Consider the following 25,013-nt stretch of genomic DNA (forward strand, 5'->3'; position numbering starts at 1 on the left):
TGCTTGGTATAACGGGCGTTATTATGCCGTAATTTTCAATTTTTTATGCATTTTTCGTGATAAAAATTGAAAATTTTTGTTATACATTAATAATCTTATCAGTCAATATGTTACATCTAATCATTGTATTTATCGCTAATACACTAACATACCAGACAATTTATCTTTCTATACTGAGTATATTAACAATTATTATCAGCAGTGATAGACGAAAAAACCTATTAATTTGATAGGTTTTTTTGTCTATTATAATAAATGTTAATAACTGCCGCTTTACAGCTAAGTTTGATTAAAACCGTTCAAGTGTAAAAGAGATGATAAGATCAATGCAATCGTTTACTTCAATAAAGACTGATGAAAAAACATCGCAGATCCTATTTTTATTCATATCTAGACTGACTTTTATGGCTAAAGCTCTGGCTCAATACTTGATAACGCACACAATGGCGGTTATTATGCCCGCAATTTCAGCCACCTTAACTTTGGTGGCTTTTTAGTTATTAAGCGTACTCATTCACGAATGATACGCGAATATTTCATAGCAAACAGGTTATCCCATGTCTAAATTTTTCTATAAAGGTCGCATCGAAAAAAAACCAAAGCACACAAGCTTTGGCTACAACACGAAGCGCGAAACTAAACTTGGCACGGAAACCAATCCGCTCACATTGATAGTGAATACTGAAGAGCGCCAACAGGAATTAGAAGTACAACTTGCAGAGCAGCAGCTCTTTGCAACATTTACAATTAATGCTGACGTTGAAGAAGATATTGCGGAATTTACAGCAACATTAAACAAACCTACGACAACAGTATTTGATAAAACACCTAACCGTAATGATCCTTGCTCATGTGGCAGTGGTAAGAAATATAAAAAATGTTGCGGTAAATAAAACGTCACTTAAAAGCAGGAACCCTAAGTTCCTGTTTTGTTATCTTCTTAATAATGATACCTACTGCAAAAAAATCGTCTTTAGGTATACAATCCCGCCACAATTTCTAAAGTAGATGTACATATGAGCAAAAAAAGTCAGGGTTACTCTTGCGTAGGCCTTTTTAACCCCAAAACACCTGAAAACGTCGGTTCGGTTATGCGAGCAGCGGGTTGTTATGGTGTCAACTCTGTCTTTTATACTGGCACTCGTTATGATCACGCTGCACAGTTTTGTACTGATACCAAAAATGTTGCGCTTGATATTCCATTAATTGGTGTTGAAGATCTAAAAGTAATTATTCCTGTCGGCTGTGTACCTGTTGCCGTTGATTTAATTGATGATGCAAAGCCCCTACCTGAATATAAACATCCAAAACGTGCATTTTATATTTTTGGCCCTGAAGACGGTACATTAAAAAAAGAAATTACTGACTTTTGTCGTGAAACTATTTATGTTCCAACTAAAGGCTGTATGAATCTGGCAGCAGCAGTTAATGTGATTTTATATGATCGCATGGCAAAGGGTGATAACTTCTCAAATCATAAATAAGTATTTTACTTATAAAAACCACTGTAATAATCCATATTATCGCAGTGGTTATGTTTATTATCGTCCAATTCCTGTTTGTTCATAAAAATGACGTTTATCTTTATACATTGCTTTATCTGCAACTAAACAAATCTGCTCTGCTGAGTATTGATCAGTACTGGCATACCCAACAGCAAAATGTATTTCAACCTGTTTTCCATTTGGTAAACTGGCATAGTTAATTTGATCGCGTACTGTTTCTAATCGACGCCATAAAATGTCACAGCTGTCACAATCAGCGTCCTCTAAAATAATGGCAAACTCATCACCACCAAGACGATAAACCTTATCTGTCAATCGACAGGTTTCAACTAATAGCTTACTGGTTTCAATTAATAACGCATCACCCATACTATGACCATAGTGATCATTTGCTCGTTTCAGTCCATTAACGTCTAACATGAATAAACCAAAATGGCGATCGGGGTAGCGGTTAAATAATTGTATGTGCTCTTCTAAATCTTTATCAAACGCTTTTCTGTTAGCAAGCCCAGTCAATGAATCAGTAATCGCAATACGCGCTAATTCTTCATTTAATAGTCGACCCTCTAATTCAGTGGCTAATTGACGAATAAATAAAGAAATAACTTCAAAATCATCGTGCTCTAAGCATATATACTGCATCACAATAATACCAACAATATCATTGTGACTATTTTTAACCTTAAAACAATGTAAATATTTACCATTATTCGGCACACAGTAATAATCACTATAATGACTTTCAGGCTGTATATCTGGCTCTTCTAAACGAGATTGATCTATATTTTCGCAGACCCATGTCTCTTTATTATCAGTATAACTTTTCATTGCCCAGCCAGCCATTGGATATAAAGCAACCACTTGCGTCATTACCGTTTCAATAATATCGCCGGATTGAAGCTCATGACTAAATGATAATAATGATTGCAACATCGAACGTCGATTCTCTTCACGCAATAACGATGAACTTAGTGCTAATGTTTTCTCTTCAACTTTTCGTTCTAATTCATCATTGAAGTTAACTAATTGTAAATTAGCTTGTTCTTTTTCTAGATAGGCAGCATTTAGCTCTTTATTCGTTGTGGCTAAATCTGCCATTTGAGCTCGAATAGTTGTAGCCATATTACGAATTAGCCGCTCAACCATGATAAATTCAGCAAAGCGTAATTGTTTATTCGAATACTTGTATTCACCGCGAGAATAAGAACGAACAACATCCATTAATCCACCTAATGGCCTAGCAATCCAACGGTACGTCAAGGCTGCACTAAAAAGTGACAGTAGAATAATAACCACCCCAAATAATGAAATATATTTCAAAGAGTTTATATAAGGATTTTCACCTAAGTATTTATCCATATAAACTTTCATTGTGTATTGGATTGGCTCTGATATATATTTATTTTCTAATTTTATATTGATTGTTTTCTGTATTGTTGGTGTATTTTGATCTATTTTCCCTTGACTAATAATAATATCACTCATATTACCTTCATGGTGCATTAGATCTAAACGATGATTTTGAAACACAACCCGCTCGCCATCTTTTAAATAAGGCCGTAATACTTTAATAATATTCTCAATTGGGACAACCACAATTAAATACCCTAAAGGAATACGTTTTAAGCCATTAGTCATTGATTGAAAAATAGGTACCCCAATCACAATCCCTCGACGTGTTGGATTAAATTTTAACTGCATCAAATCTTCATCATTATAATAAAACACCCATTGGCGACGGCCTTCACTATTACTAGTTGATAAACCATACGTAAGGAGATCTTTTAATTTTAAAAAAGAAGATAAACCAGGAATTCCATTAAAACTTTCAACTTCAGACCATTGATCATCAACTAAGTAAGCAGCCTGAATTAATGGTGTATTTTTAACTAGCGTGCCTAACGAAGAGTTTACATGACCCGCTAGGAAAAAATTATCAATCGCCTGCACAAATAGTCTATCTCGTGATAACACATCTAAGCTTGTCGATAATAAAGAAAAACGATAATCAAATTCTTGTTTTATTGTATTCGATAGTCGATCTAACATACCAATACGGTAATTCGCTTCCACATCGGATTGTTGTTTTAAAAGGAGCCCACCAACAATTGCAGCAGGTACTACAGCAATAATTAACATTAATAATGCTAATGATGATTTTAAGCGTAACTTCATCAATTATTATCCAATTGTTGATTCTGCTTCATTGCCATTTTTTGCATATATACAGCTGCATATTTTGCTTTCGCACCGGCTTGATAATGCTGAAAACCTATCGCGATAGCCTGCCATGAAATAGCCATATTCAACGTTGATGGCATGAGTTTTGTTAATGCCATTTGATGAAACATAACCAAGCTATCTCCTGTCGCCTTCAGTCTAAGTTTCCTATAATAATTCATTGATATAGGTAATAGTTTTGTTTTTTCATATACTGCTTGTTGGTTAGTTGGCTGTTGAACAAACTTAGAAAAATCTTTAATTAATTCCTGTTTATCTTTTGAATACTGTGACTGACTAGGAACAGCCAAGACAAATGTGCTCGACATAGGATGCATTGTTTTACCATCAACTTTAGGCAATACAGCCACGCCTAGATTATCTCCAAGCATCGCTTTTAAATCATGGTATGCCCAATCGCCATTAATAGAATATGCACTTTTACCTTTAATAAAATCCAACTGAGAACAACGGTAATCACAGCTACGATCAACTATGCCTTGCTCAGCTAACGAATGATAATATTTTAGCGCTTCAACCATTGCTGGTGTATTCAGTTCAATTTGCCTATCAACGGTAGGCCAACCATTAAATGCAGACAAAAAGGGAATAAAATAATACATGTCATTATAATTCCATCCTATAGGTCTGATTTTTTTATCTAGAAATTGTTTTTTGTCTAAAATAATATCTTTAAAATCTGTTATCGGCTTTGTCACATATTTTTTATTGTAATATAAAAGTAAAAAATTACCCTGAATAAGAGGAACTCCCCAATATTTACCATTTGATTTCACTGTAGCCTTCACTCTTGGGCTCAGTTTTTCTATATACCAATCACGGGGAATCATTGATAAATTCATCATTTTATGTAAGCCTAAAAAATCTGAAGGGATAACGATAAGATCAGGTAACCCTCCATCTCGGGCACTTAATAAAATTTCTGCTTTTATCTCTGATGGATCAAGTTGTATGATTGAAATATTAACATCATGATTTTTTTTATATTTATCAGTTATTACTGTTAAAAAATCACGATTTTGATGTGAAGACCAAATGGTTAAGGTCGGTGTTGCTAATACTGTTTTTGAAAATAATAGTATTAATAACAAAAAAGAGAAATGAACAGTGTTTAATAAATTATTAAATATTATTTTAATCATACCTAAATACATCTTGTAATATTTTAATGTGGCATATAAAAATACATAGTAAACAGCTCTCATTCAACTAATAGCTATACTAAATAATTATAAATCAATACACGTCAATAATGAATATAGATTATACCTAACTCTAAAATCTAATTTGATATTAATCAATAATAATAATGTTTATAATCTATTGTAAGCTACAAGCAAATTGTTATTATAGAACTGTTCACACATCAATTTTAAAGGATAGAAATAATAATCACCATGAATAAATATTTAAAAATCATATTACCTTTATCATTATTACTTATTATCGCTTGTGAGTCCAATGCGAGCGCAGAACCTAAAATAACAAAAGAAATCAATACATTACCCAACAAAAACACTAGCAAATCAAAATCTATTGTAACAATAGAACAAAAAAAAATGATTAATTTCGCAAGAAAATATCTTGGGACACGTTATGTTTGGGGTGGAGCCACACCAAGAGGATTTGACTGCTCTGGATTTATTCAATATGTGTATAAACACTCTCACATTTCTATCCCAAGAACTACGGCCGCATACCCACAACTCTTCAATAAATCAATACCATTGAAGAAAGCGCAGGTTGGCGATCTTATTGTTTTTACTGGTACAAATGCAAAAATAAGAAAACCGGGTCATGCTGGAATTATTACGGAAGTAAAACCAGGCTCGATTAAATTTATTCATAGCTCATCATCTAAAAAGCACTTTGGTGTAAGTGAAACGAGTTATTACCAGAGCGGCTATCCAAAACGTTTCTTAACTGTGGTAAAAATGCCTAAACCATAAAAAAAGGGAGTATTCATACTCCCTAGATAACCTTCATGGTGAGACGCATTCTGTTAATAACCGTAAACAACCATAATCAGTTAACCAGTCATATTGCTGCTGATCTTTAACTAAAAAATAGCCTGAGTAGTTAAGGGCATTAGCAAAGATATCACCAATATGATTAGTTAATCGAGGGATCACCAACATCCAATGCTGAGTTAATAGAATATTATAAGGTAAGCATTCAATCGACTCATTAATATTCATAGTCGCGTTATTGGGCGTTAGTCCTAAATCATGCATTGCAGCTAGATAGCAAAAATACGCTTTTTCACTGTTAATGCGATCAAAAGTAAATAATTTATGCCTAAACGGTAACTTACCAGACAGAATCATATCTTCTAATGGCACTACGGTTTTCATTAACTGCATGTGCCGATGGCGCTGACTAGCACCGGCTTCTGATGCTGAGTTAAAAAAACCCAGTACATTGGGATATGTTACTCCTTGAATCCAAGCAGAAAAATCATAAAGATCGAGTAAAGATGATTGGCTAATAAATGCCTTACTGCAAATGAGTAAATGTGGTTCTCCTATTGGATATTTATTTAATAAGCACACATGCTCATTCCCGACATTACAGACAAACATTTGCTCTTCATACGGCAGAAATGGATTATTTTTCGTCTGTCCTTGTTGTATTTTTTTAGTAAGATTGTCATTCATGATCTTAATAAAAAGATCGACTCCCTGCTCAGAAAAAACTAAGCTTGTGGTCGCAATAGGCAGCAATACTTGTGCTTCTTTCGCATCGTTAGCAACTGTTAAAGCTTTATCCCATAACATCTACAACTACCTGCAACCATTCTAATTTATTAGAAAATAAAACAACCCTAATCACTCACCTAATAAAAAAACAGTAAGATTAGATCCCAAACATAGATTGTGTAATTTAATCTTTACACTTTTAGCAAAAAATCCACGTTGCTAAAAACGTCTTGATGATAGCCCTCATTACTGAAACTTTGTATGATTGCAGCAGCTAATTCTATCATCGTTTACGATATTACATCGTACTCCAAGCGGTTCATATAAATTAGTGATTTAACTTTATACTGGTCATATAAAGTGCTTTAAAGGGTATTTCAGATCGGTCAATCTATTACCCTACTCTCCTCATATCTCCAATTTTTATTTTAAAGATAAAAAACGCCCATTTATAACATCATGAGCGTTTCATGTCTGTTGCTCACTCACTAAATCAGTTGAGCGCCAATTAAAAAACAACCAAAGAGTAAACTCATCAACATTGCCAGTGAACCACCAGCAACTTGGTAGTCAGAGCTTTGCTCTACTGGTGTCGCTTGGCGAATATTGTGAATCATCAACATCGGTATGAAGACAGCGATAAAAACAAGAATCAGCCCTGCATAATTTAAGACAGCTAAAAATTGATTCGCGGCAAAGATCGCGCCAAGTAACGGCAAAATAAACGTCAAAACATAGGTTACAGCACGATTCTGTCTGAATAGATCCACATTCTGATCAAACAATGACATTGCCACACCTAAAAATGAAGTTAGTAAGGCTAAGCCAGTAAATACCGATAAAATGATATGTATACCAGAGAATCGCGTGCTTAATGCATCAATTAATACCGAAACATTATCAAATTTAACCAGTTGTTCTGCTGATAAACTACCAACAACCGCATATAACCACAGTAAATAGCAACTTAAAGGAATCAATGATCCTAGTAACACCATATTTCTTAATTGCTTATGGCTTGCTTTATCATTGTATGACACTAATGACGGTATAACGGGAAAGAAACCAAAACTGGTGAACAATACTGCACTGGTCTTAATTAAATCAATATTACTATTATTACTCGCTTCAAAAAAATGATTAAAACTCATACCGGGAATCAAAGCGCATAAGGTAATGATTAATACTGCAACCATGATTAAAAATAAAACACGATTCAGCTTATCAACGACGCCAGTTCCTGCGGCAACAATAAAACCAGCAAGTACAGTAAAAGTGATCTGGCTTTGTAGCATTGACAGATCAAAACCAAAACCAGTCGCTAACTTTTGAACTAAATCACCAGCGCCAATAATGTAAGCCATTAATAAACAAACTAATAATGCATACAACAATCCATTAGTGACTAATTGACCACCTTTACCCAATGTTTTTCGAGCAATAGTGTTCATCCCTAAGCCACCACCCACTTTAATACTGGCTTCTAATAATAATAAAGCAGCGTAAGTCGTGCCACTCCATATAAGTAACATTAATAAGGAACCAGATAACAAACCAAACTGTGCTAATACCATCGGTATAGCAAGCATACCAGCACCTAGCGCTGTGCCCGCAATAATCAGCGAACTTCCTAATAATTTAGTATTCATATTTTTCTCTTTTCTTATTGTTAGATATAGCAATCCATATATCTATAATCAGATACATGAGTCATAACCTGTGATTTTTAATCAATAACAAGTGCGGTTACAGAGAACCGTTACTAAATCGGAAACTAAAATAAGAGGCAGAAAAAAAGGCCATTACAGTACATACCGCATTAAAAGAAGACATATGCGATATCGATGATAAGGGGGGTTCATATTGGTGGTATTGCGTCATTATCGTACTCCTAAACGATGAAACTCAGTTTATTAGCCATATTCGGTCAGAATATAATCGCTGTTTCGGTCAAAACAGTGTGGTCAGCTAATAGCATCATACTAAAGCACATTGTTCAGGAATGGAATGAATGATTCTATTTCTGTTTCTATTCAACAAAAAAACCCAATCCGAAGACTGGGTCATGTTCATTTAATTAAGATATCAACGAATTTAGACGCTTAGTGTTGAATTATCATTCTGTTTTGGATTACTACCAAAACGGTTACTGCCTTCGGCACTGTTTTGCACCATAAAATAAAGCAGAACCAAAATACCAACAATTGGGATTAACATAATTAACGCCCACCAGCCGGTACGATCTTGATCATGCAAACGACGAACAGTAACAGCTACTGTCGGAATAAAGGCAAAAACTGCATATAACGCGGCTAACACCCCATAGCCTTCCATCAAGGTTGGTAGCTGTAATGTTGTATCAACGAGACTGCATGCCATACTTATCAATGCGTTAATTAAGGTAAAAAACCAAAATTCTTTTCTGCGGGAACGCCCTTGAAATTGAGCATATTTACTAAGAACTAAAAAATACCAATTCATTCTTTTTCCTTGTTAATATTAATAACGCTTAATGCGAACAACTTTCATTATTTCAAATTCTAAGCCAGCAACAACAATGATGTCAGCGTAATAAGTCATATTGACTTTTGCACCAGTCAGCGTTTTATATTTTGACTTACGCTTAAATTTAAAAGGCACATTATAACCGTCTATCATCAACGAATGCTGTATCCATTCACCATCATCCCGTTGAGTATGAGAAGACACGGTTAAACCATCACTATGAATTAATTGTTCATGCTTAGCAATGAGCTTATCGCTTTCCGATTTCATTGATCTTCTCCCATTATTGGTGCTTTTATTAGATGCAAAAACAGAGAGCTAGGCTCTCTGTTTATTTTAATTGCTTAGCGTGAATATATTACTCTTAAAGAGGAAGAAATAAACCTGCTAACGTTGCACTCATTAAATTTGCTAAGGTTGCGGCAAAAATAGCCTTCATACCTAAACGAGCGATTTCAGGGCGACGTTTCGGTACGATGCCGCCTAACCCACCCATTAACATCGCAATAGAGGTTAAGTTAGCAAACCCACATAATGCAAAAGTAACTATCGCTTGAGAATGCTCACTCAGTTTAGCAATCGTTTCTGGTTTCATTAGCTCAGCAAAGGCAATAAACTCATTAACAGCAATTTTAGTACCAATAAGGCTAGCTGCCGTTGTCGCTTCTGACCAAGGTACCCCAATTAACCAAGCAACAGGTGCAAACAGGTAACCAAAAATCAGATTTAAACTTAGATCATCAATACCAACCCAGTGACCAATATGACCAAGACCACCATTCACCATGGCAATTAAGCTGATAACAGCCAATAAACTTGCACCCACAGCCATTGCAATCTGTAAACCACTCAAAGCACCACGAGAAGCTGCATCGACTAAGTTAACGGGTTCATCTTCTTCACCGTCATCTTCTTCTTCCATGCTGTGTACACCTTCAGTTTGTGGCACGATCAGTTTCGCCATCATTAATCCAGCAGGAGCAGACATAAAACTTGCCGCAATAAGGTACTTTAGCTGTACGCCAAGCCCAGCATAACCAACCATAGTACCACCAGCAACAGAGGCTAATCCGCCCACCATTACGGCAAATAATTCAGATCGTGTCATTCGAGCAAGGAATGGACGAACAACCAATGGTGCTTCTACAGAGCCAACAAAGATATTTGCTGTTGCAGACATTGATTCAGTACGCGTCGTGCCCAATAAACGTTGTAATAAGCCACCAATACCGCGAATCACCCATTTCATGATGCCCACGTAATATAATACGGAAATTAATGCTGAAAAGAAGACAATAGAAGGTAAGACATTAACCGCAAAAATAAAGCCTAATTTAAATTGGGCTAGTTGACCAAATAAGAAAGATGTCCCTTCATGGCCATAATCAATCACGCCAGAAACTGCGCCAGACACACTGTTTAGTACCACTCGACCAATGGGTACATAAAGAATAAAAGCTGCAAAGACAACTTGGATGCAAAAAGCACCGAGTACACTGCGCCAGTTCACTGCTGAGCGGTTTTCAGAAAATAAAAAACCAACTGTAAAAATAGTAATTATACCGAGTAGGCCGACGAGATAATGCAAAGTCATTCCCCAATGTTTGGTGTAGTAAACGATTGCGGAAAGAGTGTATTCATAAAAAAAAGTGTGACAAGGATCAAATTGTTATTACAAGCAACAGTAAATTAACAAAACACAGCTGAATTGCATTGTTTTTAAGCTAAGCAAACGAAATTCATTAGATTAGTTCCTGTGAGGGATACTATTACCCTCAATGTTTACAATTTGAAACATTCAAAGGTGAGTTTTAGCCAACCGTTTGCGCGTAATCGCTGTTTTTTACATCATTACCATTTACACAAAATATTACCCACATCGATATGGCGTCGAATAAATTCAATGAATAGATTTACTTTATTCGGTAAAAATTTATGCCTTGGATAAACAGCATATAAAGGCATATGCTGGGTTAATTGCCAATCTGGCATCAACCGAATCAACTTACCTTGGCGAATTTCATCAGTTAACAAATAGGTTGCTAAGTACCCAACCCCATTACCTGCAATTGTCGCATCTCGAATAGCATCAGCAGAGTCAACACGGTAATTCCCCGTCACTTTAATATCCTGATTATCGCTTTGTTGACTAAAGCTCCAGACATTATCTTTACGCTCACGACTAAAATAAATAATGCAATTATGCTCAATTAAGTCACTTGGATGATAAGGCACACCGTGAGTCGCTAAATATTCAGGACTTGCCACCAATACAAAGTCACAATTACTCAAATGCCGCGCCACAAACCCTTCTGGTGGAGAATCCATAAACCCAATCCAAAGATCGAGCTGCTCTGCAATTAAATCAACACGATGATCAAATAAACTCAACTCTAAGTTTAATAATGGATGTTGTTCATGGAACTCATTAATATAGGGTGCTACGTGGTTAGATGCGAAAGACTGCGCAATACCTACGCGTAATAAACCTTGGGAATTGTCTTCATTTCCTAATAATTCACTTTCAGCTTCATTGATTTCTTCTACTACTTTTTCACAATGCTTAGCAAACAAACGTCCCGCCTCTGTTAATGCAAAAGAGCGCGTTGTTCGTTGTACTAATTGTACTCCAAGTCGTTGTTCTAGTTGCTGGATAAGTTTACTCACTTGAGTGCGAGATATATCAAGTAACTGTGCTGCTTTAGTAAAGCTTTGTTGTTTAGTAAGTGCATTAAAAACAATCATTTGCTGTGCTTTTTTTAACATCTACAACCTTTATCTTTAAATAAAAAATCTAATAACACCTATACGGGAAGATTCATTTAATCCGTAATTCTGTTGTCATGGATAGTATATGTCAGCCCTTTATTAACTGAATATTAATTCCTACTTGTTATACATAGAAAATAACACGTAATAGCAGCGTACATCGCTACATACCTCATCGTATTTTATTACAACATTCATCGAGTGTTCAAACTTCTGAAACATTACTGTCACATAACTTTCCTACTCTTTGTCATGTTCATTCAAACCTATTGGCATTTTGCCCAACAAGAAAGGATTAGGAAAATGAAAACAAAGATTATCGGCGCAGTTGTTGTTGCAAGTTCACTTATAACGAGTTCTGCAGTGTTTGCTGGCGAGACTATCTCTGTTGTAGGTTCTAGCTCTGTTTCTCCCCTCATGGAAGTTTTGGGTGAGACTTATGCAAAATCTAACGATGTTACGGTAGAAGTTCAAGGACCAGGATCATCAGCGGGTATTCGTGTTGCTCACGATGGCTCGGCAGATCTTGGCATGTCATCACGTAGCTTGAAAAAATCAGAAGAATCACCACAACTTAAAGAAGTTGTTATTGCACGAGACGGTATTGCCGTGGTGGTGAATAACAGTAACTCGGTCACCGATCTAACCAAAGAACAAATCACTGAGATCTACAAAGGCAATGTCACTAACTGGAAACAAGTGGGTGGTGAAGATAAACCTATCGTTGTCGCAACTCGCGATACAGCATCAGGTACCCGTGGTGCATTTGAAGACATTATGTCACTAAAGAAAAAAATTAACGGAATCAAAGTCTCTGCCATTTCACAAAAAGCACAAGTGGCAAGTGGCAATGGTCAGCTAAAAACAACGGTTGCGAATAATCCTTTTGCTATCGGTTACATTTCACTAGGTTCAGTTGATAACACAGTAAAAGCACTTACCATTGATGGCCATAAACCATCGGTTGCTTCAATTAAAGCCGGTGATTATAGCGTTCAACGCCCATTCATTGTGGTTTATAAAGAAGGTCGTCCATCAGCTGAAGCATTACAATTCCTTACATGGACACAATCGCCAGCAGCACAAAAGATTGTTGCAGATAAAGGCTTTATCTCAGTTAACTAATTTTTTTTAACGCTCAACATTTGAGTTGAGCGTTTTTGACTTCTCAGAAATAGACAATTATTGGTCTTGTTTCTGGAGTGTAGATTATGACCATCGCAAATATTGAAAAATCGATCAAGGATACACCGTTGCTAAAGTCGAAGAAACGTATTGACTGGCGAGAATTGTTCTTTAAATACCTATTTATGCTCAGCGCAGCTATCGGTATTTTATCCCTCGTAACCATTGGCTATTTTATTTTCCGTGAAGGCTATGCGGCTTTTGCCTATTCAGGCGTTACTGGCATTATCTTTGGTACGGATTGGTTACCTCCAGCTCTCTATGGTATCGCACCGATGATTGTTGCTTCATTAGTCTCAACGGCTGGAGCAGTGATGATTGGCGTGCCTATTGGCGTATTAACCGCAATTTTTATTGCTGAAGTCGCCCCAAGATCACTCGCTAACTTTATTCGCCCAATGATTGAGCTTTTAGCGGGTATCCCCTCTGTTGTGTATGGCTTTTTTGGACTGGTTATTATTGTACCGCTGATTCAAGAAATATTTAACGTGCCAGCGGGTAACACCATCTTAGCGGGAATTATTGTACTTGCAGTGATGATCCTTCCAACTGTGATTACGATTTCTGAAACCTCAATTCGTGCAGTACCTCGTGCTTATAAAGAAGGCTCTTTAGCACTAGGGGCTTCATCAATGTTTACTATTTTTAAACTGATCGTCCCAGCAGCACGTTCTGGCATTATGACAGGTGTTATTTTAGGCGTAGCGCGTGCACTTGGTGAAACCATGGCCATTATTATGGTAATGGGTAATTCCCCTGCTATGCCTGAGGGGTTACTTGAATCTGCACGAACGTTAACAGCAAATATTGCCATTGAGATGTCTTACGCAACAGGAATTCACGCTAGCGCATTATACGCAACAGGTATTGTATTACTGGTATTTATTATGACGCTAAACGGTGCCCTCCTTTATCTTAACCGTGAGCGAGCAAGGTAATTTCTAATGACTAATAATCACTCATTATCATCTCAACACTGCCGATTAGAAAATGCTAATCCTGCAGCCCAAAAACTAAAAGATCGTCTGTCGCTCGCCATCATCTGGTTATCGGCAAGCATTACTGTTGGCTTTTTATTATGGGTAATGTGGTACATTCTTAGCAATGGCCTCGCTCATGTTGATTGGTCTTTCATTAGCTCTAACTACACCACTATAGGTAAAGAATCCGGTATTTGGCCGATGATCATTTCAACACTATATATGGTCATTGCCTCTATTTCGGTAGCGGCTCCATTAGGAATCATGACAGCCATTTATCTTACTGAATATGCCAAAGTGGGGAGCCGTTTAGTTAAAGTCATTCGTTTTTGTACTGAATCTTTAGCCGGTATTCCCTCTATTATTTATGGCCTTTTTGGTATGACCTTTTTTGTGGTTATTCTTAGATTTGGTTATTCCATTTTATCAGGAGCATTAACATTAAGTATCTTAATTCTCCCAGTGATTATTCGTACCACTGAAGAAGCATTAATGGCTGTACCACAAACTTACCGTGAAGGCTCATACGGTTTGGGTGCCTCTAAAATTTATACTATTTGGCGACTTATTCTTCCTAGTGCAATGCCAGGAATTGTAACCGCTATTATCCTCAGCGTCGGTCGTGTTATTGGTGAATCAGCACCGGTATTTATGACAGCAGGCATGGTAGCGCGTATCCCTGAAAGTGTGTTTGACTCAGGACGTACGCTTACTGTTCACCTGTACAAGCTAACGCAAGAGCTCTACACCGTACATGAATGGAACCAAGCTTATGGTACCGCTACCGTACTCATTATTGTTGTTCTTGTTATCAACCTGATTACCAAGCTTATCGCTAGCCGTTTTAACACTGCGACTTACTAAATTCTGAGGATATGAACATGAACAAATTTAATATTGAAAATCTTGATCTTTTCTATGGTCAAAACCAAGCACTGAAAAAAATCAATTTACCTATTCCTAATCGCCAAGTTACCGCACTTATTGGGCCTTCTGGCTGTGGAAAATCAACCTTATTACGTTGTCTCAACCGTATGAACGACTTAATTGAAGGTGTGTCGATTAAAGGCTTACTGACTATTGATAATGAAAATGTCTATGGCAATATCGACGTTGCTCAGTTACGTATTAAGGTCGGCATGGTATTTCAAAAACCCAATCCATTTCCGATGAGTATTTATGAAAATGTTGCTTATGGTTTACGCGCACAAGGCATCAAAGATAAAAAAACTTTAGACACCATCGTTGAACAATCATTGCGTGGTGCTGCCTTATGGGATGAAGTAAAAGATCGCTTAAAATCACATGCATTTGGCCTCTCTGGCGGTCAGCAACAGCGATTATGTATTGCGCGTACTATTGCAATGAAGCCTGAAGTAATATTAATGGACGAACCGACATCAGCGCTTGATCCTATCGCAACCAAAAAAATTGAAGATTTAATGGAAACCCTAAAGAAAGAATTCACAATTGTGATTGTTACCCACTCAATGCAGCAAGCACGTCGTATATCAGATCGTACCGCATTTTTCTTAATGGGTGAATTAGTTGAACATGATGAAACACAAAATCTCTTTAATAATCCAGCAGACGACCGTACTCGTGGTTATGTAAATGGTGATTTTGGTTAACGCACTATGTAATGGATAATAATAGCGATGGTACAACTTGCCTCTTCTTTTTATGAAGGGGCTTTTTTAATTTAAAACTGAACCCATTGTATAAAAATGATCACCACAACAATAATAATAAAGCCATTGCAACCTTAATATTAAAGATGTATTTTATAGTCATGTTTTATGGCATCACTATCGTTAATCAAAGGAGATTCTCATGCCTATTATTCCAAGTGATTATGTTAATTATAAATCTACACCTATTTTTACCCCTGAAAATATCCCCAAAATGTTTCTGCACCTTCATAATACCCGTGCTGGTGTCTATGGAAAAATCTGTGTTTTACAAGGCCAATTAAAATTTTATGGTTTTAAAGATCAACGTGGCGATATTGAGCAAGAAATTGTTGTCAATGCCGGAGATATGGCGATTAGTCCACCACAATATTGGCATAAAGTGGAATTTTTAACTGAAGATACCCAGTTCCAAGTGCGCTTTTATGCGCAACAGAACAGTCAAATTGTACGTGATAATCTTAATGAACGTGCAACTCAAGCATAATGATGCAATAGCACAGACTTACAATTATTATCACTTCAATGTGAAATTAACCCTATAATGACAGTACTTTAAAAATTATAAGCTAATCTTATCTATGCAGACCAATCACTCAAGAGTGATGTATATTATAAGGTGTAAGAATGTGCTATAAGCTACCCATAAAACAAGTAACATCGTGGATAAACGTACTAACATCGACCAATATCCCGATCAAATCAGTCGCGTTATTGATCAATAATTCGCCTGTGCAAAACTTATTTATTGAACAGTTTTGTCATTTGAACATTAAGACATATCAATTAATAAAAGAAGCAAATCCTGACCAATTGCTCAAGCAGATCCTTAATAGTGACTGTAATATTCTTATAGTCGATAGATCTAGCTACCCGCTATTACGACAAGTCATGGCCTCTTATACACAACACAATATTATTATTGCCCTAACACAAGAATCTTGGATCCCTGATTGGACGTGGACTTTCACTCAATGCCATTTTTTAAGTCAGCAAGACCTTCCATGAAAACCCCTTAAATCTTCATAATCGTAACGCACCCATATTTCTTAAGATTATTTTTCTATATAACATTGATTATCTATAGCCGTAAGCGTTGATTTAGCTATAATCTGCTCATATTTGTCGAACGACAATAAATAGCTGTTATCAATTACTGATAACGTCATATTTTTAATATCACCAGCAGGAGTTTATCGCGACATGCGCTTACTGGTACTAATGCTTCTCTTTGTTTCTACGTTAAGTTTTGCAAATACACAACCACAGCCGATAAATTTGGAATATCAACAACTTCAAAAACTCAATATTGAATTAATGACGTTAGCAAAAGAAGCGGCATCAACAACAGGTTCATCACTTGATGTAGTACGCTTACAATTGTTAAATAAAAACAAAGAGTTAAGAAAAACACTAACCAATTTAATTGATGATAAACAAGCAGATAAAAAACTTTTAGTTCAACAAGTAGAGCAACAAATAAAGTTTGCAGCCGATGCTGAAAAGTTTCTACAAACTAAAGTTGAACGTGATCAAAAAGATCTCGATACCGCAAAAGACACTGATAAATTAGTGGCGTTAAAAGCCCTCACTGAAAGCCGTGATTTTATTATTCTTGTTCTTAATGATGAATGGGAAAATTACCAATGGATGGCGCGCTTAGGTAAACCACAACCTAATTCGGTTAAGGCACTTAAAAATAATATTGAACATCGTCTCGATTTCATGTCTACATCATTAATTTTTGGAAGCCAAACACTAGAGTTAAACGAGAAACAAATAAAATCAGCCACTGGTGATGAGTTAAAAACATTACAAGTTACCCAAATTCTATCCCAACGCCAAGTCGATAGTGATACTAAAAACTTAACCGATTTAGTCAAACTTGCTGACAACATGGGACTGGATACGGCTGAATATAAACGGTTACTATTTGAACAAACGGGTAATGTTACTGATGACTTACTAAATAGTAAAGTTATGTGGTCAATCGTTACATCATGGACTACTGATTTTAGTTCGTGGTTGTTTGAAAATTTACCACAGATGATATTTAAAGTTATTATCTTTATTTTTATTATCTTTTTATTCAAAACATTAAAGAATATTGTTCGTAAAATGGTAACGCGTGCAGTATCGACAAAGAACTTGAAAATGTCGATGCTTATGAAAGAATTCTTTATCTCAATGTCAGGCAAAATTGTGTTTGCGATTGGCATTTTAATCGCACTATCACAAGTAGGTTTAAACCTTGCACCGATCCTTACTGGTTTTGGTGTTGCAGGTATTATCGTTGGTTTCGCATTACAAGATACATTATCTAATTTTGCATCGGGAATGATGCTATTAATTTACCGTCCGTTTGATGTGGGTGATTTAGTAGAAGCAGGTAGTATCACCGGTAAAGTAAGCCATATGAGTTTAGTAAATACCACGATCAAAACATTCAGTAACGAAATTATTATCGTACCAAACAGCAAAATTTGGGGCGATATTATTAAGAACGTGACTCATGAAAAAGTACGCCGTATCGATATGATTTTCGGCATCGGTTATAGCGATGATATTGAAAAAACAGAACGTGTTTTGCAAGAAATTGTTGAATCTCATCCTTCTGTTTTGCGTAGCCCAGAACCAACTATCAAGCTACATACATTAAATTCATCATCAGTAGATTTCATTGTTCGCCCTTGGGTTAAAACAGACGATTATTGGGATGTATATTGGGACATCACTCGCGAAGTAAAAATTCGCTTTGATCGTGAAGGTATTTCGATTCCATTCCCACAGCAAGATGTACATTTGCACATGGTTAAAAAAGCCATTGAATCAAAAACGGCATAATAACTAGCAATACATCATTTATAAAAAGGGCTCGTACTCACTAGCCCTTTTCTTTTACTGATCATTCGTAAAAATATTTTTATTTACTTATCTGTTTTTTAGATAAGTCACAAATATACCTTTAGTAACAAATAAATCGACATCATTAAGTAAGAAAATGGGTATAATAATGGCGAGCAAGTATTGAACTAACATAAATTTTTATTCAATATTCCCACAATTAGCATGAGCATTAATGAACATGCTTTAAAAATAAGTGTCCATTATTTAGTTAAGCAAACTTTCTTTTATGTTTACACTTTTGCTCACTCATACACATTACTGTTCAGGAATAACTATAATGAAAAAGCGTCTATTAGCTGCACTGGTACTCCCTATGATGTTAGCCGCATGCTCTACAACAACTATAACCAAAGCGCCACAACCAATAACAAGCAATGATCTTGCTAATGGTAACTGGTCTTTAGTGCAGATTGATAATCAAGATCTTACTCAACCAGAAACGGCTCAAGCACCCACTCTAACACTAGCTGCAGATCTTGCTGCTAATGGTCACTCAGGTTGTAACCGCTACTTTGGTCAAGCTGAAGTAAAAGACGGTCAATTCCGCATTGAAAAAATGGGAATGACAATGATGCTATGCCCAGATAGTGAAATGGGGGTTGAACAAACATTTACTCAATCACTTTCTGATTGGAACAAAGTTAGCATTTCAGGTGATACCATGACGATGACTAACGCAAAGCATACATTAACATTTACTCGTGATGTTGCTGCAACAACAGCGAAATAATCGCCTCTAAATAAAAATAGAGCCGTTTACACACTTTCGATAACAAAGAAAGCTGTGTAAACGGCTTTTTTATTATTCATAGATTATGAACTACTAACAAGGCATTAAAACTGTTTAACACCTTGTATAATGCTATCGCTATTTACTTAAACTGATTATTCAACGGATCGTAGTGATAACCTTGTTGAGCCAGTTTTTCAGAAAGCTTGGTCTCACTTAATTCATAACGAGATGCTAATTCTGCCATTGAATGACACTCTAATCGTAAACGCTCATTAACGATACCAATCACAATATGGGTATCCATACCAAGTAAATTATTGATTTCCATTATTCCCCCTTACTGCTTAATGATCACAGCCAACCTTTGTTTTATTAAGCATAGACGACTTATTACTGTTTCTCCTTTCCATCAATAACAGATAAAAAAAAGCCCTTATCTCAACCAAGATAAAGGCTCATAACACTGATAAATATTTAGTATTAAAATAACGTTAATTGCATTACCGCAGAAAATGTAAGTAGCGCAGCCGCCACTAATAACTGCCATTTATTGATAGTTTTATGTAATAAAATATGTCCTGACCACACCAGCATTGCTACAACTAAACACAATAATGCAACAACAATTTCAACAGTATAAGGGGCTGTTGCTGCCTCACCCATGAAGATAATTTTCCAAACTAAGAGTAATACCGACACTATCGCACTGATAAAACCAACAAATGGCAATATACGGTGAAAAGCCTGTAAACGTGTACGTGAGAACGTCAATAAAACATGAGCCAGTAAACTACCATATAAAGCCATCGCCACTAAACTTAGCAATACTTCCGGCATATCCATTATAGGAAATAGAAAAATCCAACTAATAAAACCTAGTAAATTAGATCCATAAAGTACCTTTAACGGTCCTGAATCTCGCGTTTTACTGGTTTTCACTTTGACAGTAAAGAATAACAAACTCAATAAAGGCAATACAGCCCATGCTTGGCTAATAGCAGCCAATAACCAACCAATAAGCAGTACTGGCAGCATTTTATGCACTCGACCTCGTTGGCCAGGGCAAATCTCCCCTTTAGTGAGTACTAACGTAAGAATACATTGCGCACCAAGCAGTGCTGGAATTAAAAATGCGAGATAGCCGATCATAATAAGCATCAATTAAAAATAAAAGGAGCACAATTATACTCAAGTCACAGCAAGATGCGAATGAGAGCTTTCTATTAACAATTAACCTCCACGAATTGATTCGTAACTTATGCCAACCAAGACTTTATATTATCTAAACGACACTTCAACGAACAAAAAGGAACGTATAAAATGTTCGTTCGCTCATTTGTGTGCGATGGCTCACCAAACGTTATGTAATTTAGTGGCATATTAACCCTATTAAAATAGTGGGCGTTATCAACGCTAATAGTATATTCAATAACGATAAGCGAAACGAACATGACGACTTGGTTAGAAACAGAGGTTGTGATCATCGGTGGTGGCGCAACAGGAACAGGAATTATGCGTGACTGCGCCCTGCGCGGTATCAAATGTATCTTGATTGAAAAAGACGATTTAGCCTCTGGTACAACCGGCCGTAATCATGGCTTACTTCATTCTGGTGCTCGCTATGCGGTTACTGATCCAGAATCAGCCAAAGAGTGCATCATTGAAAACCGTATTCTTAAAAATATTGCCCGCCATTGTGTGGAAGATACGCAGGGATTATTTATTTCCCTTCCCGATGACGATCTGCAATTTCAACAACAATTTATCAGTTCCTGTCAAAGTGCTGATATTGACGTTGAACAATTAACACCACAGCAGGCATTACGATTAGAGCCTAATTGTAATCCACAGCTTATAGGTGCGGTAAAGGTCCCCGACGGTACAATTGACCCTTTTCGTCTTGCTTCTTCCAACGCGCTTGATGCGATCGAACACGGTGCACAACTTTTTAATCACACTTTTGTCACCGCCCTTATTCAAGAAAATGGTGCCGTTAAAGGGGTTAAATGTTTAAATTTAAAAACTAACACCCACTTTGAAATCAGAGCCCAACAAGTGATTAATGCCGCAGGGATCTGGGGACAACAAATATGCCAATATGGTGATCTTAATATCACGATGTTCCCAGCCAAAGGATCATTATTGATCTTAGATTATCGAATTAATAACCTAGTCATAAACCGTTGCCGTAAACCTTCTGATGCCGATATTTTAGTTCCTGGCGATACTATCTCATTAATAGGTACAACATCTGAACGTATTGATTATAAAGATATTGATGACTTGCATGTCACTAGCAAAGAAATTGATATTCTATTAAAAGAAGGGGCCAAACTTGCGCCAATCATGGCCAATACCCGTGTATTACGAGCCTATGCTGGCGTTCGCCCATTAGTTGCTGTTGATGGTGATACTAGCGGTCGTAATATTAGCCGTGGAATTGTGTTATTAGATCACGCTGAACGCGATAGCATGGACGGATTTATTACTATCACCGGCGGTAAGTTAATGACTTACCGCATGATGGCAGAATGGACAACCGATCTTATCGCTAAAAAGCTAGGTAACACCACCCCTTGCACCACTCATCAACAACCATTACCCGGTTCTGAACAACCCAAAGCCATTAAGCATACCGCTAGTTTAGCTAAACCCGTTTATCAATCAGCTTACTATCGTCATGGTGAACGTGCTGAGCAATTTTTAACTGACAGCAAAAAAAGCCAAGCCATTATTTGTGAATGTGAAATGGTGACCTGTGGTGAAGTTGAGTATGCCATCAAGCAACTGGATGTGCATAATTTAGTCGATTTACGCCGCCGTACCCGTGTTGGAATGGGGCCTTGCCAAGGTGAATTATGTTCTTACCGTGCCGCAGGTTTATTTGCTGAATATGGTAATACTGATGGCAACCACGCTAGCCATATTCTCAGTGATTTTCTTGAAGAACGCTGGAAAGGTATCAAACCTGTTTTTTGGGGTGATGCGCTACGCGAAGGTGAATTCTCTTATTGGATCTATGAGGGTTTATTTGGTGTGAGTGATATTCCACCAGCATCTACATCTACATCTACATCTACCAACACTATCAATCCAAGCTGTGAGGAAAAGTAATGAAATTTGATAATATAATTATTGGTGGTGGTGTTGCTGGCTTAACCTGCGCTATTCGTTGTGCTCAAGCTGGACTCAAAACAGCCGTTATTGCAGCTGGTCAAAGTGCACTGCATTTTTCTTCAGGCTCAATTGATGTCTTAAGCCGTTTACCTAATGGCACAACAACACATTACCCTTTTGATGAATTTGATACTTTATCCCATCAATCACCACTGCATCCTTACAGTAAGTTAGGACTTAATGTTACTCGTCAAGCAATTGATTGGTATCAACAAACAATGGCAAATATTGGTATTAAACTGCACCATCAAGCAGATGATTGTAACCATTTGCGTATTACACCAATGGGGACATTTAAAGCAACGTGGTTATCACAAGCAACGGTGCACCCTTTTCCAATGTTTGAGCCAGCTAAGTCATTACGTAAATTAGCATTAGTCACAATTGATGGTTTCCGTGACTTTCACCCCCAATTAGCGGCTGATAATTTACGTCTACTGCCCCACTTTGCTAACGTGGACATTACCACTGCCGCTATTGCATTGCCTGAAGCGGAATTAATGCAACGTAATCCGTGTGAATATCGTTCAATTGATATTTCTCGTGTTTTAGCTGATGACAATAAACTACAACGTTTTGCCTTAGCCATGAAAAATACCATTGGTGAGGCTGATTTAGTGGTTCTTCCTGCCGTGTTTGGTAATGGGACTGGTCTTAAAGTTATTAGCAAACTGGAACAATTAACAGGTTACACATTATGTGAAATTCCAACGATGCCGCCATCATTACTGGGTATACGTTTGGAAGATGCAATGAAAGGTTATTATAAATCATTAGGTGGACTTATTCTGGCAGGTGATGAAGTCACTCATGGCGAATTTGAAGATAACCAACTCCAACGTATTTTTACGCGTCATCACGGTGATATGCCGTTAGTCGCTAATCATTATTTATTAGCCAGTGGTAGCTTCTTTAGCCGTGGTTTACACGCTGAACGTCATCATATTGAAGAAGCTATTTTTGGATTAGACATTGCGCCATTAGCATCAACTAACCACCAGCACTGGTATCAACCACAATTTTTCAGTGACCAAGCGCACCCGTTTTTAGGAATGGGTGTTGAAACGAATCAACAATTACAACCAAGCCTTAATGGCAATGTAATTACTAATCTTTACTGTGCAGGCGCTATTTTAGCCCATTACAACCCTGTTTTTGAAGGTAGTGGCAGTGGTGTTGCTATCAGCACGGGTTTTCATGCTGCGCAATCAATGATCGCCTTACACGACAAACACACATCCACAGCAATTTTTCCATCATTAGCAGAGGGCAATATCTAATGCTCAAGCAAGATACCAGTTTTGACCAATGCATTAAATGCACCGTATGTACCGTTTATTGCCCTGTTGCTAAAGCAAACCCTAATTACCCCGGCCCTAAACAATGTGGTCCAGATGGTGAACGATTACGAATTAAAAGTGCTGAATTTTATGATGATATGCTTAAGCTGTGCACCAACTGTAAACGCTGTGAAACCGCTTGCCCTTCTGGCGTAAAAATCGGTGACATGATTGCGGTTGCACGTAGTAAGCATGCTAAACATGACCTCAATATTAAAACAATTCGAGATTTCGTATTAAGTCATACTGATTTAATGGGCTCTGTGGCAACCCCTTTTGCGCCTATTGTTAATGCTATCACTGGCATGAAACCCGTTAAAAAGATCATGCATAAAACCATCGGCGTTCATGATCATAAAACATTACCTAAATATTCTCATGGCACATTCCGCCAATGGTATAAAAAGCACTGTTCGAATCAAACCCACTATCCACAACAAGTACATTACTTTCACGGTTGTTATGTCAATTATAATAATCCACTGTTAGGCCAAGATTTTGTAAAAGTCATGAATGCAATGAATATTGGGGTACAATTATTGGATAAAGAAAAATGCTGCGGCGTACCATTAATTGCCAATGGCTTCTTTGATAAAGCAAAAAAAAATGCATTACTTAACACGCAAAGTTTTAAAGCGGTTATTGAAAAATATAATTCAACCATTGTTTCAACCTCTTCAACCTGTGCCTTTACTTTACGTGAAGAATATCCGCATGTATTAAAAATTGATAATGCAAAAGTTGCCGATCGGATTGAATATGTCACCCGTTTTTTACTCAAAGCATTTATGAACGGCAAAACTCCTAAACTAAAACCCGTTAATAAAAAAGTAGTTTATCACACACCCTGTCACCTTGAACGTACTGGCGGGAGTTTATATACCATTGAACTACTTAAAATGATTCCTGGGCTAGAGCTTGAAGTATTAGACAGTCAATGCTGTGGCCTAGCGGGTACTTATGGTTTTAAAACTGAAAACTACGATACTTCAATGAGAATTGGTGAAGATTTATTTCAGAAAATACGCAGTGCCAACGCTGATTATGCGATAACTGATTGTGAAACCTGTAAATGGCAAATTGAAGAAAACACTGATTTAACAACAATTCACCCGATCAGTTTGCTCGCAATGGCACTCGCTGATTAAACATCACTTTACCAATCTTCTATTTTTGATAATACTCATCATATACGCAGTATTTCCCCCCGATTAAATACTGCGTACTTTTATTTTTCCCAAGGGTTAATTCGGGATCGGTTCATCAAAAATATAAGAAGTC

At 36.9% G+C, this 25,013-nt stretch carries 24 protein-coding genes; 14 read left to right on the top strand and 10 right to left on the bottom strand.

Annotation, left to right across the window (positions count from 1 at the left end; all coding sequences use genetic code 11):
- Positions 1-557 precede the first annotated feature (557 nt).
- A complete protein-coding gene (locus tag Q0V26_RS11530) occupies positions 558-893 on the top strand; it encodes a PBPRA1643 family SWIM/SEC-C metal-binding motif protein (protein ID WP_297481815.1) in 336 nt (111 codons plus the stop codon).
- A 123-nt stretch (positions 894-1,016) separates the two neighbouring features.
- Complete coding sequence (locus Q0V26_RS11535; RefSeq protein WP_297481816.1) at positions 1,017-1,484, top strand: RNA methyltransferase; 468 nt, start codon at positions 1,017-1,019, stop codon at positions 1,482-1,484.
- Between the two features lie 57 nt (positions 1,485-1,541).
- Here the strand turns inward: Q0V26_RS11535 and Q0V26_RS11540 are convergent, their stop codons facing one another.
- Entirely contained in the window at positions 1,542-3,680 is a 2,139-nt protein-coding gene (locus tag Q0V26_RS11540; protein ID WP_297481817.1) for a diguanylate cyclase, read from the bottom strand.
- Positions 3,680-4,888: an extracellular solute-binding protein gene (locus Q0V26_RS11545; protein WP_297481818.1), complete on the bottom strand. Its 1,209-nt coding sequence runs from the start codon at positions 4,886-4,888 to the stop codon at positions 3,680-3,682. Before Q0V26_RS11545 ends, Q0V26_RS11540 begins: the two co-directional genes overlap by 1 nt.
- Before the next feature lie 255 nt (positions 4,889-5,143).
- Here Q0V26_RS11545 and Q0V26_RS11550 point away from each other — a divergent pair, with 255 nt between their 5' ends.
- Complete coding sequence (locus Q0V26_RS11550) at positions 5,144-5,695, top strand: C40 family peptidase (RefSeq protein WP_297481819.1); 552 nt, start codon at positions 5,144-5,146, stop codon at positions 5,693-5,695.
- Between the two features lie 33 nt (positions 5,696-5,728).
- On the opposite strand, the gene Q0V26_RS11555 is transcribed toward Q0V26_RS11550, so the two are convergent.
- The 6 genes from Q0V26_RS11555 to Q0V26_RS11580 all read right to left on the bottom strand — a co-directional run bounded on the left by Q0V26_RS11555 (position 5,729) and on the right by Q0V26_RS11580 (position 11,716).
- A complete protein-coding gene (locus tag Q0V26_RS11555) occupies positions 5,729-6,523 on the bottom strand; it encodes a phosphorylase (protein ID WP_297481820.1) in 795 nt (264 codons plus the stop codon).
- A 410-nt stretch (positions 6,524-6,933) separates the two neighbouring features.
- Entirely contained in the window at positions 6,934-8,094 is a 1,161-nt protein-coding gene (locus Q0V26_RS11560; protein ID WP_080159180.1) for an aromatic amino acid transport family protein, read from the bottom strand.
- Between the two features lie 445 nt (positions 8,095-8,539).
- Positions 8,540-8,926 (bottom strand): DUF805 domain-containing protein, encoded by a 387-nt coding sequence (locus tag Q0V26_RS11565; RefSeq protein WP_080159179.1) that lies wholly within the window; start codon positions 8,924-8,926, stop codon positions 8,540-8,542.
- An 18-nt stretch (positions 8,927-8,944) separates the two neighbouring features.
- A complete protein-coding gene (locus Q0V26_RS11570) occupies positions 8,945-9,220 on the bottom strand; it encodes a hypothetical protein (protein ID WP_080159178.1) in 276 nt (91 codons plus the stop codon).
- A gap of 94 nt (positions 9,221-9,314) precedes the next feature.
- Positions 9,315-10,538, bottom strand: coding sequence for a NupC/NupG family nucleoside CNT transporter (locus Q0V26_RS11575; RefSeq protein WP_080159177.1), 1,224 nt, complete (start codon positions 10,536-10,538; stop codon positions 9,315-9,317).
- A 263-nt stretch (positions 10,539-10,801) separates the two neighbouring features.
- A complete protein-coding gene (locus Q0V26_RS11580) occupies positions 10,802-11,716 on the bottom strand; it encodes a LysR family transcriptional regulator (RefSeq protein ID WP_297481821.1) in 915 nt (304 codons plus the stop codon).
- A gap of 306 nt (positions 11,717-12,022) precedes the next feature.
- Here Q0V26_RS11580 and Q0V26_RS11585 point away from each other — a divergent pair, with 306 nt between their 5' ends.
- The 8 genes from Q0V26_RS11585 to Q0V26_RS11620 all read left to right on the top strand — a co-directional run bounded on the left by Q0V26_RS11585 (position 12,023) and on the right by Q0V26_RS11620 (position 19,212).
- Positions 12,023-12,844 carry a phosphate ABC transporter substrate-binding protein gene (locus Q0V26_RS11585; protein WP_080159175.1) on the top strand — a complete coding sequence of 274 codons (822 nt, stop codon included), beginning with the start codon at positions 12,023-12,025 and terminating at the stop codon, positions 12,842-12,844.
- A gap of 86 nt (positions 12,845-12,930) precedes the next feature.
- The gene (gene pstC, locus Q0V26_RS11590; RefSeq protein ID WP_080159174.1) at positions 12,931-13,842 is read left to right on the top strand and encodes a phosphate ABC transporter permease subunit PstC; all 912 of its coding nucleotides are present in this window, start codon (positions 12,931-12,933) and stop codon (positions 13,840-13,842) included.
- Between the two features lie 6 nt (positions 13,843-13,848).
- A complete protein-coding gene (pstA, locus tag Q0V26_RS11595) occupies positions 13,849-14,748 on the top strand; it encodes a phosphate ABC transporter permease PstA (protein ID WP_297481822.1) in 900 nt (299 codons plus the stop codon).
- Between the two features lie 17 nt (positions 14,749-14,765).
- Positions 14,766-15,515 carry a phosphate ABC transporter ATP-binding protein PstB gene (gene pstB, locus Q0V26_RS11600; protein ID WP_297481823.1) on the top strand — a complete coding sequence of 250 codons (750 nt, stop codon included), beginning with the start codon at positions 14,766-14,768 and terminating at the stop codon, positions 15,513-15,515.
- A 202-nt stretch (positions 15,516-15,717) separates the two neighbouring features.
- Positions 15,718-16,062 carry a DUF1971 domain-containing protein gene (locus Q0V26_RS11605; RefSeq protein ID WP_297481824.1) on the top strand — a complete coding sequence of 115 codons (345 nt, stop codon included), beginning with the start codon at positions 15,718-15,720 and terminating at the stop codon, positions 16,060-16,062.
- 140 nt (positions 16,063-16,202) lie between these two features.
- Positions 16,203-16,583 (top strand): hypothetical protein, encoded by a 381-nt coding sequence (locus tag Q0V26_RS11610; protein ID WP_297481825.1) that lies wholly within the window; start codon positions 16,203-16,205, stop codon positions 16,581-16,583.
- 195 nt (positions 16,584-16,778) lie between these two features.
- Positions 16,779-18,419: a mechanosensitive ion channel family protein gene (locus tag Q0V26_RS11615; protein WP_297481826.1), complete on the top strand. Its 1,641-nt coding sequence runs from the start codon at positions 16,779-16,781 to the stop codon at positions 18,417-18,419.
- Positions 18,420-18,759: 340 nt separating this feature from the next.
- Entirely contained in the window at positions 18,760-19,212 is a 453-nt protein-coding gene (locus Q0V26_RS11620) for an META domain-containing protein (protein WP_297481827.1), read from the top strand.
- 142 nt (positions 19,213-19,354) lie between these two features.
- Here Q0V26_RS11620 and Q0V26_RS11625 read toward each other — a convergent pair whose 3' ends face one another.
- Both Q0V26_RS11625 and Q0V26_RS11630 read right to left on the bottom strand, forming a co-directional pair.
- Positions 19,355-19,543, bottom strand: coding sequence for a DUF4250 domain-containing protein (locus Q0V26_RS11625; RefSeq protein ID WP_297481828.1), 189 nt, complete (start codon positions 19,541-19,543; stop codon positions 19,355-19,357).
- 152 nt (positions 19,544-19,695) lie between these two features.
- Positions 19,696-20,364, bottom strand: coding sequence for a hypothetical protein (locus tag Q0V26_RS11630; RefSeq protein WP_297481829.1), 669 nt, complete (start codon positions 20,362-20,364; stop codon positions 19,696-19,698).
- A 300-nt stretch (positions 20,365-20,664) separates the two neighbouring features.
- Between Q0V26_RS11630 and glpA the strand changes: the two genes are divergently transcribed.
- Genes glpA through glpC form a run of 3 tightly spaced genes read left to right on the top strand, consistent with a single transcriptional unit; the run spans position 20,665 to position 24,880 of the window.
- A complete protein-coding gene (glpA, locus tag Q0V26_RS11635) occupies positions 20,665-22,329 on the top strand; it encodes an anaerobic glycerol-3-phosphate dehydrogenase subunit A (RefSeq protein ID WP_297481830.1) in 1,665 nt (554 codons plus the stop codon).
- Positions 22,329-23,672 (top strand): glycerol-3-phosphate dehydrogenase subunit GlpB, encoded by a 1,344-nt coding sequence (gene glpB / locus Q0V26_RS11640; protein ID WP_297481831.1) that lies wholly within the window; start codon positions 22,329-22,331, stop codon positions 23,670-23,672. Before glpA ends, glpB begins: the two co-directional genes overlap by 1 nt.
- Positions 23,672-24,880: an anaerobic glycerol-3-phosphate dehydrogenase subunit GlpC gene (gene glpC, locus Q0V26_RS11645; RefSeq protein ID WP_297481832.1), complete on the top strand. Its 1,209-nt coding sequence runs from the start codon at positions 23,672-23,674 to the stop codon at positions 24,878-24,880. The genes glpB and glpC overlap by 1 nt, the downstream gene beginning before the upstream one ends.
- Positions 24,881-25,013 lie beyond the last annotated feature (133 nt).

It is taken from the genome of uncultured Photobacterium sp. (assembly GCF_947039875.1).
In the GTDB taxonomy this organism is placed as follows: domain Bacteria; phylum Pseudomonadota; class Gammaproteobacteria; order Enterobacterales; family Vibrionaceae; genus Photobacterium.